This is a genomic window from Xylanibacter rarus (genome assembly GCF_001275135.1).
Classification (GTDB): domain Bacteria; phylum Bacteroidota; class Bacteroidia; order Bacteroidales; family Bacteroidaceae; genus Prevotella; species Prevotella rara.
Genome location: NZ_LFQU01000001.1, coordinates 219,372 through 232,512 on the forward strand (window position 1 = coordinate 219,372; position 13,141 = coordinate 232,512).

8 protein-coding genes are annotated in these 13,141 nt (G+C 49.2%); 4 read left to right on the forward strand and 4 right to left on the reverse strand.

What is annotated here, in order from left to right:
- Nucleotides 1-68: 68 nt before the first annotated feature.
- The 3 genes from ACU52_RS00980 to ACU52_RS00995 all read left to right on the forward strand — a co-directional run bounded on the left by ACU52_RS00980 (nt 69) and on the right by ACU52_RS00995 (nt 3,842).
- Nucleotides 69-1,127, forward strand: coding sequence for a hypothetical protein (locus tag ACU52_RS00980; protein ID WP_147630726.1), 1,059 nt, complete (start codon nt 69-71; stop codon nt 1,125-1,127).
- A gap of 905 nt (nt 1,128-2,032) precedes the next feature.
- Nucleotides 2,033-2,512, forward strand: a complete 480-nt coding sequence (locus ACU52_RS00990; RefSeq protein ID WP_053397402.1) for a T9SS type A sorting domain-containing protein — start codon at nt 2,033-2,035, stop codon at nt 2,510-2,512.
- Nucleotide 2,513: 1 nt separating this feature from the next.
- The gene (locus tag ACU52_RS00995) at nt 2,514-3,842 is read left to right on the forward strand and encodes a hypothetical protein (RefSeq protein WP_053397403.1); all 1,329 of its coding nucleotides are present in this window, start codon (nt 2,514-2,516) and stop codon (nt 3,840-3,842) included.
- A gap of 356 nt (nt 3,843-4,198) precedes the next feature.
- Here the strand turns inward: ACU52_RS00995 and ACU52_RS01000 are convergent, their stop codons facing one another.
- The 4 genes from ACU52_RS01000 to ACU52_RS01015 form a co-directional block, all read right to left on the reverse strand.
- Nucleotides 4,199-6,724, reverse strand: a complete 2,526-nt coding sequence (locus ACU52_RS01000; RefSeq protein ID WP_053397404.1) for an outer membrane beta-barrel family protein — start codon at nt 6,722-6,724, stop codon at nt 4,199-4,201.
- Nucleotides 6,725-7,080: 356 nt separating this feature from the next.
- Nucleotides 7,081-7,278, reverse strand: coding sequence for a hypothetical protein (locus ACU52_RS01005; protein WP_021855081.1), 198 nt, complete (start codon nt 7,276-7,278; stop codon nt 7,081-7,083).
- 338 nt (nt 7,279-7,616) lie between these two features.
- The gene (locus ACU52_RS01010) at nt 7,617-9,593 is read right to left on the reverse strand and encodes an alpha-L-arabinofuranosidase C-terminal domain-containing protein (RefSeq protein WP_053397405.1); all 1,977 of its coding nucleotides are present in this window, start codon (nt 9,591-9,593) and stop codon (nt 7,617-7,619) included.
- 186 nt (nt 9,594-9,779) lie between these two features.
- Nucleotides 9,780-11,186 (reverse strand): MATE family efflux transporter, encoded by a 1,407-nt coding sequence (locus tag ACU52_RS01015; protein ID WP_239684846.1) that lies wholly within the window; start codon nt 11,184-11,186, stop codon nt 9,780-9,782.
- Between the two features lie 633 nt (nt 11,187-11,819).
- Between ACU52_RS01015 and ACU52_RS01020 the strand changes: the two genes are divergently transcribed.
- Nucleotides 11,820-13,127, forward strand: a complete 1,308-nt coding sequence (locus tag ACU52_RS01020) for an MATE family efflux transporter (RefSeq protein ID WP_053397407.1) — start codon at nt 11,820-11,822, stop codon at nt 13,125-13,127.
- The last annotated feature ends 14 nt before the right edge of the window (nt 13,128-13,141 follow it).

Genomic DNA, 13,141 nt, shown 5'->3' on the forward strand with positions numbered 1-13,141 from the left:
GTCCTTCTCTGTATTACGGGCAGGTTTCCTTTATTCTTGACTTTTAATTTTTAAATTAGACGTTTACTATGAAAAAAACTTTATTCAGTTTCTTTTTGCTGATGTCAGCATTATGTGTCAGCGCGCAGATTAAGATTGTCGACATGACCGACTCCAGTACGGTGCATGCCGCGAGTGTGTTTATTTCGGGCAACCGCTGCGTGGGCGTTAGCGGAGCCGACGGCCTTTTGCCTCTGCCAAAGGGATATAAGGGCAAGGTTACGGTTAATCATATCAACTATTATGAAAAGGAGTTTCTTGCAGATACTGTCAGCAGCGGCGTTGTGATGCTGAAGCCACGTGCATACGCAATACCTGAAGTCGAGGCCATGGTTGGCGAGCCTGATTATCTTGTGATATCTGCCTATTGCAGAGCATATATATATACCGATTCTGTGCCGACTTCTTTTCGTGAGGGACTTTATGACTATTATTTGCCTATCGGCAGTGTCGGTTCCGAGGAACATCCGAGCCTGTCATCTCTCCTTGAGAGACTTATCGGCAAAGGAAGGGTGAGATGCAAGACGCGTTCGGAGAAAAATGTACGCAAAGAGGGTGAGAGTTACTATTCTTCATTGCCGCTTTTAAGCTGGTATTACATGCTGCTTGATCGTTTGCCAAAATCAGACATTGTTACAGACAAGGCTTCTGACAAGGTCGTATCCCGCGGATGGAAGGGTAGTGTCTTAGGACTGAAAAATGATACAGTGAATAAGACGTTTACTGCATATTGCGACAGTGCGTATACCGGAGCGGACAGTCTTACAGTGAAATTCTTTGGATATAAGGTTCGCTTTATAGGCTGTAAAGAAGGCGAGGTGTACAGCACAAAGTATGGTCAGCCCAAGCTCAGCAGTCTTTTGAGGCGTTATTATTATTTGAACGCAAAAGGCAAAGCACCGGGAAAAAATCCAATGACATCTATTGATATGTATGAGGAGCTTTATGTCACTGGCGTGAGATATGCCACCAAGGCAGAAAGGAAGGCTGCCATGAAGGACAAAACTGCCGAGCCGCTTGTTGTTCCGGCTGATGTTCCGCCGCTCAGCAAGCCGCTTGAAGAGGCCGTAAGTCAGATGAAACCGTAAAAAGTTTTCTTAAAAACTCGTCACTCGTCACAACGCTGTATAACTTTCTGTATTGCAGTATGTTACGGTGTGACGAGTTGCCACGGCAACTCGTCACACCATGCTTAATTAAGGACAAAATATTATTTTTCCTGATTTAGGTAGACTTCAAGCAAGTGTTTTACTGGTTAAGTTCGGCTAAAATGGCATCTTCTGCCAGACTGTGACGAGTTGAAACTCCAACTCGTCACGCTATAAACAATTGTCTGTCAGGGTCTTATGCTGGAATGTGACGAGTGATGAGTTTTTGCGAAAACTTTTTATTCTATCACTCTTTGCAAAACATGCCTTTTCGGCCTGCAATATGCCGTGTTTTGCTTTCCAATATACCATATATTATAAGGTGAAAGGATACAAGTTGTATTTTATGCAAGATTTTGCATAAACCTGAATATTTATGTAAAATGTAATGATATGAATCATCATGTTTTAACTCTTTTGCCGGATTCTCTTGCCGCTTATTTTGGTGTTCTGAAAGTAATGGTATGTGTTCCGTATGTTTTTTAGCAAAAATAAACATATTAAGCAGTTTTGGCAACAAAGGTCAAAGTGTGCTTAAATCATATGGTAATCTTTATGGCCGAAAATGTGTCTAAAGTTGTTGCCGATGTATTTATCAGAGAGAAAATAATGCAGGCACTTTGGTATTTGTGATATAATGTAATGCCGGATATGTGTGATTATATAAACTGTGCATTGAAAAACATTTACAAAAGATGTAGTATGTATGAATTTAACATTGAAATTTGGGAAAATTTCTTTAATTTTTGCATTGTCCGTAGGAAATAATTCATACATTTGTATTTGGAAGCTCTGTAAGAGCCGCCACAGGTTCTTACATTTTTATTAATTAAATATTCATTTCTATGAAAAAAACGTTTATTCCGATGTTTCTTGCGTTAGCCTACGGAGGGCTCACAGCAGATGCGCAGACCACCAGTCTTGTGGTCAATCCCGCATCGCAGGCCTCTGAGAGCAAGTCATACTTGCTGACGGATATCGCAAAGATAACATTTGGCGACCATGGCATGGAGATTAATGGTACGTCAGGAACGAAAGAGACAATCTCCTTTAGCGACATTATGAGCTTGAAATTCACTTCTGAAGGCACCGGCATTGAAGGTCTGCCTGCCGCAGAAGATTCTTCTCTTGTGCCTTATTACCGTGGAGGAATGCTCGGTGCCGACGGATTGCAGGGCGGTCAGGCTGCCCGCGTAAGAGTATGCGATCTGAGCGGCAGGGTTATCATAGCAAAGGAGAACTGGGACGGAACTCCTATCAGCACAAGCGCCCTTACAAAAGGTGTATATCTGTTCAGCGTAAATAAAAAACAATTAAATTCATGAAATGATGAAAAAACTTTTTACTACAATCATATTGGCCATCGTGGCTGTAATGGGCTATGCCCAGACAAATCCTAACCGTATGTTAGTGACCGACAAGACAGGCAACACTAAAGGTTATCTCGTAGAGCGTATCGACAGCGTTTCGTTTGTTTCGCTTGAGGGCCGCGTTGCAGCCGACGTAGAGTATAAGGGCTTTTACAGCGGAGCCACCGGCGACACCGTTGCTTTGTCTGTTACACGCACGCCTCAGTGTGTAGGTTTCAAGATTGCGTGTCTGTCTAAGATTCGTGCGGACAGGCTTACGTCTGAAGCTGCTATTGCAAATTATCTTGACAATAGTGATAACGAATTCTTGTTCCAGGACTTTGTAGACGGCAGACTGCACGGATTCGACTTTGCTTTCAAGCCAAATGCTGAGTATGCAATCATTACTGTCGGATACGACCAGTATCAGATTCCTTGCGGAGCAACAAGAACAAACTTCACCACACCGAAGAAAGACCTTGTTGGCGACTGCTCTATCAATTATACCATTGACGAGGTTACCACAAGCGACATAACAGTAACATTCAAGCCAGGATCAGGCGTTGCCGGTTATGCTGCACTGATGTTCCCTGCAGGCACTGCTGAGGAGAACTTCGAGATGATTGGCGCGATGTTCGGATTTGAAACTTTAGGCGACTATGTTAAAGGAATGGGCTTGAACAACACAGGTGAGGCTACTAACACATGGGGCAAAAACAGTCCGGGAACAGACTATGAAATCTACGTTCAGGCATGGGACGTAAACGGCACTTTTGCTGATATGGTAATAATACCGGTTTCTACTAAGAAACTTGGAGGTGAAGGTGTTGCACAGATGGAAATCACTATCGGCGAATTCGGCGGTAACGCTCAGACTGGTTATTATCAGGTGGTTACATATACTCCTAATGATCAGACCTCTATGCACCGTGACATGTTGATTGAGAAGGATGCTTATGATAAAGAATGGAATGAGGATATGATCTTAGAGTATCTTAAGGCCGATAATCCTATGGATCCTTATTGGAACCAGTTTGGTGTAGACGAGGCTTCGTGGACGGCTGACCCGAACACTTCTTACATTGCCTTCTCTATCGCCCAGAATATCAATGAAGAATGGGGACCTCTTGCAAAGAAAGAGTTTACAACTCCTGAGGCACCTGCATCACAGAAGAAGCAGTCGGCTCCTGTAATGAAGCGCAAGATGGTCAAGAACGTTATTTCTGGCAGCAACTCTGTTCCTATGGTGAATCTTACAAAGGCTTTGAAGGCTTCTAAGGGTAAGGTTACAATGACCGGAAAATAATTAGGCAACAAGAGCAATGCCTGTAAGTAAGCCTGTTTGCCGGGCTATGTCATGCAGGCAGTGCCAATAAATAAATCTGCAAGATATGGTGTCTGTTGTGATGCCTTATCTTGCAGATTTGTTTTGTATGTAAGCTGTTTATGTCGAGTCTGATGCCGTTGGCGTATGACACATTTTCGATTACAGCGGAGCGCCGGAGGTGTTGCGGTCAATAGCCGGCTATGATGTTTGCTCGTCATATAGAGCCATGCGTGACATAAGACTTTGCCGGGCATGTTGTTCCCGAAATATTTTCACGCTTTTGCATTATATCATTTCCTGCACAACATCACGTCTGCGTTTATCCCGTGGCGGAATTATTGTCCGCCGGAAGCGTTGCCTCCTCCGCCGCCTTTCACGTCGTCGTTGCTTATCGAGCGGGCTGCCTTCTTCACGCTTGCCTTCAGTTCGCCTATGCGGTAGCTCAGGCTTATGCCGAAGCGCTGGTTGTCGTATTTTGAAACAGACTTCTGTATAAAGTCGGTGCTCGATGTTGTGTTCTTATACTCCATATATTTTTTCAGGAAGTTGCTGGCAAAGGCAGATATCGTGAGCCGCTTGTTCAGGAACGACTTGTTGATGTTTATGCCGTAGCTTGTATAGCTCGTTCCGCGTCCCTGCAGCGTGATGCCCGGTGTCATCGTGAACACGTTGAGGCTTATGCGCCATTCTTTTGGCAGCGACTGCTGTATGCCTCCTGACAGATACATGTTCCAGCCTCTGTTGCTGAGGTCTTTGCCGTCGGAGAAGTATTGCCATTGGCCATTCATGTTGGCATATATCCTGGTGTTCTTTGTCGCGTTCCAGTTTACGTATGCACTCAAGGCTGCTGACCGTGTCTTGCCGATGTTCTCGTAAGTGGAGTAGAGCACGTCCTTGCCTGTTGGGTTCTGCAGTCCGGCTATGCTGTTGTCGTTCACCATTGTCGTCAGCCTTTCAATGCTGTTGTTGGTGAACGAGTAGCGCATGGAGAGGTTAAGGCTCAGCTTTGACGTAAAGTTGCTGTAGCCTATATTGAACGAGTGGCTCTTCTCACTTTCCAGGTTAGGGTTGCCCTGGCTGAGGTTTGACGGGTCGGTGTTGTTCAGGTATGGGTTCAGATACCATATTCCGGGGCGGTAGATGCGCATGCTGTAGCCCAGTTTTAGATTAGACATATCCGTAAGCCTGTATCCTATCGTGGCAGAAGGCACAAGGTCGTTGAAGTGCTTTCTGAAGTCGTCGCCCTGTCCGAGCAGATATTTCACGTCCTGTATGGTGTGTTCATATCTTGCTCCGAGCCGTCCCGACCATTTCTTCACCTTTATCTTGTATCCCAGATAAGCCGCTATGATGTCGTTCTCATGTTTATAGTGAGAGCTTTGCTCCGTGTCGTATACATATTCGCCACCGTCTTCGGCAGGCTTTATGTAGCGGTCGTTTTCCGAGCTGTTGTTTCTTATTATGTATTTCATTCCGCCTTCCACGGTGTGCATCTTGCCTATAGGTGTGGTGTAGTCGACCTGAAACGTGTGTTCGGTCGACCGCTCACTGTTGTCGCTGTATTGGTTTTCGAGCCTGCTGATATAGTCTTCCCATCCGTTGTCGGCACTTATTTCGTCGTAGTCAGTATAGTAGTCGCTCGCATCAGGGTTGGTGTTTATTTTGTATGACAGCGTCAGCATGCGGTCTTTCACCTTGAAGAGCCTCTGATAGTCGATGCCACCGTCTATTGATTTCCATGAAGAGTTGCTCCTTCCCATGGATGAGTAGCCGTATAGAGGGTGCCCGTCCAGCGGACTTGTTCCAGTCATTTCCGACATACTGTTGCCCTTGCTTCCTCCGCCCCATAGGCCCAGTGACATGGTGACAAGCCTAAGCGAGTCTATTTCGTAGCTTGCCTCGATGCTTCCCGACTGAAAGTTGCCGTGGCTCTTGTTTTCCGAGCTCGATGCCATGTTCGACGCGTCGGCGCTTACGTTCTCCTCTGTAACCGTGCGCGAGCTTTCGCTGTAGCCAGTCCTGTTGCCGTCGTAGTTGTAGTTATAGCGTGCGCTCACTGTCAGCTTGCCCGACTTTATCGTGCCGAACAGGCCTCCGCCGGCTCCACGGTTGCTCACGTTGCCGTTCAGGGTGAGCGTGTATCCCTCTATGCCTCCGCCTATGGTTACGATGTTTAGTATGCCGCCCACGCCTTCTGCGTCATATTTAGGTCCCGGGTCGGTTATCACCTCTATCTTCTTTATGCTGTTGGCCGGCATGCTCTTCAGCACCTCTTTCGGGTTCTTGGTCATCATGTTGTTGGGCCGTCCGTTCACATATACCTTGAACGAGCTGCTGCCGTTTACGGTTATGTTGTCTTCGCCGTCTACTGTCACCAGCGGCACCTTGCGCAGCATTTCTATTATCGAGTTCGACTTTGAGTCGGGATCTGATTCTATGTCGTATTCAATTTTGTCAATATCGGCCTTCACAAGCGGCTTCTGCATCACAATCTCAACGCCCTCCAGTTCGTTCTTGGCGTCAGTGATGTAGAGTGTGCCCAGGTCTATAGCCTTTTTGCCTTCTGTCACGCTGAAGTTTCTTGTTATGGCTTTGCGCCCTATGGAGCTTATGGTTATGACGAAGCTGCCCTTGCCGCTCATCGTCTCGCTGAAGCGGCCGTCTTTGTCGGTTACGGCCATCTTTACGGCCTTGCCGGGCTTTTCTTTTCTGGCTATGCTTATCGTGGCGTATGGTTCGCCCTCGCGGCTTATCGAGTCAACCACCGTTCCGCTGACCGTGAACTTTTGGTCTGCAACTTGTCCCATTGCTGCCGGCATGGCTGCGACGAGAGATAATAAAAGGAGCAAAAGTGTTTTCATAACAGGTGTCCATTTTTTCTTTCTGCAAAGAAACTAATAAATTTAGTTACACACAAGCGCTACGTGTTAATAAAACCAAATATGGAGTATTTAAGCCGTAAATCTTTCGTCTTGACAGCTAAATGCCGGCAAATCGTTGTTTAGTGCCTTATGCCTTTATTGATGTGTGTTTTTCTTTGCATCCGCGCTCTCCGCATCGGTTTGCGGAAGGCGCTGATTGGCTATATGCATCAAGCCCCCGGCCTATGTCAAGGTCAGGGGCTTGTTGTATGCGGTGTGGCTTGCTGCCATATGCTTTGTTGCATAATGCGCCTTGCTGCGCAGCGACGGTCTGACCGTAGAGCCTTTGACAGCTGTCAGTGCCAGTATCCGTGTGGCGGTTCGTCCTTTTTAGGCGGTTTCGGGTGCTTATGCTTTTTCTTCTTTGGCGGTTTCGGCGGCTTGTGATTGACGTGCTTGGGATGCGGCCCGTGCGGAGGGCGTGTCGTTACGCACGATGTCGTGCCTAAGCCGATGAACAGTGCGATTGTAGCGATTATTATTGTCTTTCTCATGGTAAAAGTTTTTGTTTCTTAATAATAAGACGTTGCAGCATGGCTGTTGGTTTAATGCCGGAGGCAGAAATCTGTCAAATATTTGTGCTTTGTAGTCATGTAGCCATTACTTTATGGCATTATGGATGTAAACAAAACTCCGGCAGACAGCGGCGGAGCAGAGCCATGTGCTGCTCTCTGCCAGTTGTCTGCCGGAGTCAGGCGTTATGCAGTCTGCATGTCAGGTAGAATGTTGCTGTGAGCATTGTCCTGCCTGCGTAGCCTGCTGCTTTATGTTCTTGTCATGCGCCCGGCTGCGGCCTTTGTTAGCCATGAGCTTGAGCCGGGCGTCGCTTCTGTCATTTCTTTATCCTGTATACTCTGAAGGTCATTGGGGCAATCTCGTCCTCAATCACTGTGCATTTTTTGCCTGCCTTACATGTAAGCGTGCCCGTCTTTGGTACAATCTTTTCGGGCTCCTCTAAAGTGTTTTCGGCATCCATGTCGGTGCAGGTCAGTGTGGTTGTCTGTGCCGTCCTTTCGCCCTTCATGCCTTTAAGGTTGACGCTCACGGGCTGTGTGGTCTTGCCTGTGTTCACAACTTTCACAATTACCGAACCGTCACCGTTGTCTGCTGCTGCGCTGGCATACAGTCCGGCCTGTCCCTGCTGTCCTGCCACAGGCTTACCGTTCATGGTCAGCTTTAGCACGTTGGTGCCTTTGTTGCAGGCATACATCTGCTGTACGTAGTAGCTTACCGACTTGAACATGCGTGCGTTGTCGAACCATATCAGGTCGGGGCGCCACTGCCATGCGTCAACGCGTGCAAAGAGCGGAGCGTAGGTGGCCATGAGCACCACGTCGGCGTTGCGCTCCAGTCCTGTCATGAAGGCTGCCTCATATAGTGATGTCTCATAATGGTTCCATTTCTTTCCGTCGCCGTGGCAGGCATACTCGCCGGCAAACACCTTCGGGCCTTTGCGGCTGTAGCTGTCGTATCTCATGCTGCTGTTGCGGAACCACTCTTCCGATTTGTAGTAGTGTTCGTCTACGAGGTCGACACCAATTTCTCTCATGGCCTTCCATCCGTGTTCAAACATCTCGCCCTCGGGCGCCGGTCCGCATGTACCTATAATCTTTATGTCGGGATATTTCTCGCGTATAGCCTTGACGAACGGCGGCAGACGCTTGAAGTAAGGCTCTTCCCACTGCTCGTTGCCCACGGCTATATATTTAAGGTTGAAGGGTGCGGGATGCCCCATCTCGGCGCGCTTGCGTCCCCATGTAGTGGTGGTGTCGCCGTTGGCAAACTCAATGAGGTCGAGGCAGTCCTGTATGTATGGCTGCAGCTCGCTCATAGGCACGTTGGCGCTGTCGTCCTTGTTCTGAAACTGGCATGCCATGCCCACGTTGAGCACAGGCAGCGGCTCGGCACCAATGTCTTCAGACAGTTGGAAATATTCGAAGAAGCCCAGTCCGTAGCTCTGATAGTAGTCGGGACTGATGCGGCTCTTCATGGCATACTGCCAGCGGTTTTCGTTCACGGGGCGGTTCTCTACGGGGCCTATCGTGTTCTTCCACTGATAGCGTGTCTGCAGGTCGGCGCCCTCAACGATGCATCCGCCCGGAAAGCGGAACACGCCCGGGTGCATGTCGGCCAATGCCTGAGCCAGGTCGGCCCTCATGCCGTTCTTGCGGTTTTTGAATGTTTTTACGGGGAAGAGGCTTACGTGCTCGAGACACACCGGAGCCTTGCCGTTGAGCAGGATGCGCAGGCTTGCTTCTGTGTCGTTCTTGGGCGACCTCATTATCAGTTCATATTTTTTCCATTCTCCAGATGTTATCTTCAGTTCCTGTGTTACGAAGGCCTGAGGTTCGCTGTCGGTCAGCTGGTCTATAAGTTCCACCTTTATGCCGCCTTCGCCCTCGGCTGCCTTTGCCCACAGCGTCAGTCTGTAGTCTTCGCCCTGCTTTAGGCTTATTCCGCCGTAACCGCTGTTCTGCATTCCGGTCAGACGGTCTGCGTGTCCCGGCCATGCCAGCTCAACGTAGTGTGGGCAGCGCTCAAAGGGGCCGTCGTCTTTCACGTTGACGTTGCCAAAGGTTGTCCATCCTGTCAGGCTCTGTTTGAACTCGAACGAGCGGTTTACCAGCATTTCGCCGTAAAGGCCGCCGTCGGCACCATAGTTGATGTCCTCAAAGAAAATGCCATACATTGTCTTCTGTATGGGGGCGCCGTTTTTGCCCGTGTCGACGTCCATCACGCGCGGCTGGGCAAACGATGAGGTCAGCGCCGCAGCAAGTGCCGCAGCACCCGCAATCAGTCTTAAGTTCATGTTGTAAAGATAATGTTATATTGTTTAAGTTTAAAGTGCTGCAAATGTAGTCAAAAATATTTATATGTAGCAAAAAACAAAGTAAAAAGTGCATAAATTACACTTTTTCTTGTCCGTTCCTCTGTTCTTGCGTAGTCTGCGGCAGTGGCATAGCCCTGTTTCGGCCGGCATTAAGGGCTGAAGGCTTTAAGTCCTGACAGTCATGGCGTGAGCGGCATTGCCCCTGCGGGCATAGATGCGCCTGAGCGTCTTGCCGTAGTAGAGCATGCCTACGGCATCTGCCACAGCCCATCCTATAGGTATCGACCACCATATGCCGTCTACTCCTATGCCCGGAACGGCTGACAGGGCATAGGCGAGCGCCACGCGCAGACCAAGCGACAGCACCGTCAGCACCACAGACATGCCCGGCATCCTAATGGCGCGATAGTAGCCGTAGAGCAGAAACAGCACGCCAATGCCTACATAAAAGGCTCCCTCTATGCGCAGATATCTCACGCCGATGGATATTATGTCATGCTGCGAACCGTCCACGAATATCATCATCAGTGGTTTGGCAAGCACAAAGACTGCCGCTGACACCACCAGCGAGAACACTGTCGTCATCAGCAGAGCCTGTTTCACTCCGCGGCGTATGCGTCCCCGTTTGGATGCACCGAAGTTCTGCGCCACGAAGGTCGAGAAAGCGTTGCCCAGCTCCTGCACAGGCATATACGCAAACGAGTCTATCTTTACGGCAGCCGCAAATGCCGCCATCACGGCCATGCCGAAACTGTTTACGAGGCCCTGCACCATCAGTATGCCGAAGTTCATCACCGACTGCTGTACGCATGTGAGCGACGAGAATGTGGCTATCTCGCCGAGCGTTGCCCTGCTTACAGCCATATCCTTGCGGCGCGGAATCAGTTCTGGGCGCGTCTTCAGTATATATGCCGTTATGCCTATTGCTGCCGCAGCCTGAGATATGAGCGTTGCCCACGCAGCGCCTTCAATGCCGAGCCCGAAAAGCAGCACGAGAACGAGGTCGAGCACAACGTTGAGCACCACCGACGCTGCCAACACCCACAGCGGAGTGCGGCTGTTTCCCACAGAACGCAGCAGCGATGCGCCGAAGTTGTAGACGAACGACAGCGCTATGCCGGCGTATATTATCATAAGGTAGCTGCGCATCAGCGGATAAACATCAGCCGGAACGCTCAGCAGGCGCAGCGTGCCGTCGATCCAGATATATGCCGCGGCATTCAGCACAACGGTTATTCCGCCCGTAAGCAGCAGGCTCGCCGCCACGCTCCGCCTAAGTGCCGCCATGTCGCCTTCGCCGAATTTTAGCGAGAACACCGTGCCGCTGCCCATCGACAGGCCGAGCATCACGGACGTGATAAACACCATAAGCGTGTAGGCCGAGCCGACGGCCGCCAGCGCCTCAGCACCGATGAAGCGCCCCACAATGAGCGTATCGGCAATGTTGTAGCACTGCTGCATCATCGCCCCTGCCATCATCGGCAGTGTGAAGCGCAGCAGAGTAGGTGTTATTTTGCCCCGTGTAAGGTCTTCGCCGTTGTTCATTTTCAGCTGTTGATTTAAAACATTCATACAAAGGTAATCAATAAAATTTAAAGTATGACATGATTGGATAAAAGAATAAATGGCATTTTCATGGCATTTAAAGACATGGTAAAATATCAGGACAAAAGTTTTTTCTGAAATAGAAAACCGGTGTGTAAAGGATGTTAATTTGCGCCGCTTAAAACTGTTACTTTATTAACTTTCATTTACGTTTAGTCCTCTTTTTGGTCCTAAAAAGCATGGTTTTGCCTTTAAAGTTGAGGCTTTTTGCATTACAAAAAGCCCACTTTTACATCGTAAATGCACCACTTTTGACCCGTAAATGGCCGAGTAATGTTTTTTAACTTTTGCCTTTTTGCTGCGAAAGTTTTGTAAATGTTTGTCATTCAACAACTTAACTAAAATGCCTGAAAATACGCAATTTTTCGGTCTGAAGACCAATCCTTGTCCGGCACCGCTGTTCTGAGAGCGTTAAGTGAACGGAATTAATCCGTTTTATTTACAAATTGCAGAACTGGCATTATGCCCGGTTCGTTGCGCATTAATGTTTTTTTGAGTAACTTTGCAGCCCGATAACGGCAAATATCAATTAAGCATTACTCTCACGTACATAGGGCAGAACGGACTGCATGGGTGCATGAGGGCAGAAAACAGACAACGATGGATAACAGAAACAGACAGATACTCAACATAGCCCTGCCGGCAATAGTGAGCAACATCACTGTGCCGCTGCTGGGACTGGTTGACGTAACCATAGTGGGCCACCTCGGGGCAGCATCGTATATAGGTGCAATAGCCGTGGGCGGCATGACGTTCAACGTGATTTACTGGATATTCGGATTCCTGCGCATGGGTACAAGCGGACTGACTGGGCAGGCTCTCGGCAGGCGCGACCTTACCGAAACGGTGCGCATGCTTACCCGTTCGTTGGGTATTGCCATGGCGGTTGCCTTGGCGCTCATCGTGCTGCAGGTGCCGCTGCGTGAGGCATCAATGCTCGTGATGCAGCCGCCTGCCGAGGTAAGAAGACTTGCTTCGATATATTTCAACATACTTATATGGGGCGCTCCTGCCATGCTCGGCCTGTTCAGTCTGTCGGGATGGTACATAGGCATGCAGAATTCGCGCGTACCAATGCTTATAGCCATAACGCAGAACATAATAAACATCGGGGCGAGCACGCTGCTTGTGTTCGGCCTCGGACTGAAAGTTGAAGGCGTTGCCTTGGGCACGCTCATTGCCCAATGGGGCGGTTTCATTATGGCACTGCTGCTCTGCTTCGTAAATTATCGCCGTCTGAGGCGTTATTTCTCATGGCAAGGCGTATGGCGGCGCGACGCAATGGCGCATTTCTTCAAGGTAAACCGCGACATATTTCTGCGCACGCTGTGCATGGTTGCCGTAATGCTGTTTTTCACTTCCGCCGGTTCGTGGCAGGGTGAGGTTGTGTTGGCGGTTAACACTCTGCTCATGCAGTTCTATATGCTGTTCTCTTACGTTATGGACGGCTTTGCCTATGCAGGTGAGGCTTTGAGCGGCAAGTTTTATGGGGCGCGCAATCAGGAGGCTCTTGGCTCCACGGTGCGCCGCTTGTTCTGGTGGGGAGCCGGCATGGCAGTAGGCTTCACCTTGGTTTATGGCATAGGCGGCGACGCCTTTCTCTCGTTGCTTACAGATGAGCCTTCTGTGGTGGCGGCCTCTCATGAGTATTATTACTGGGCGTTGGCAATACCTGTTGCCGGCATGGCGGCGTTTGTATGGGACGGTGTGTTCATTGGTTGCACCATGACGCGCGGCATGCTTCAGTCTATGTTTCTTGCAGCCGTAACGTTTTTCGTCCTTTATTATTCTCTTCGCTTCACGATGGCCAACCATGGACTGTGGCTTGCGTTCATAGCGTTTGTTGCTGTAAGAGGACTGGCGCAGACCGTGATATGGCGCAGGCGGCGCACGGGGTGCACTGCCTGACAGGAATGTATGCT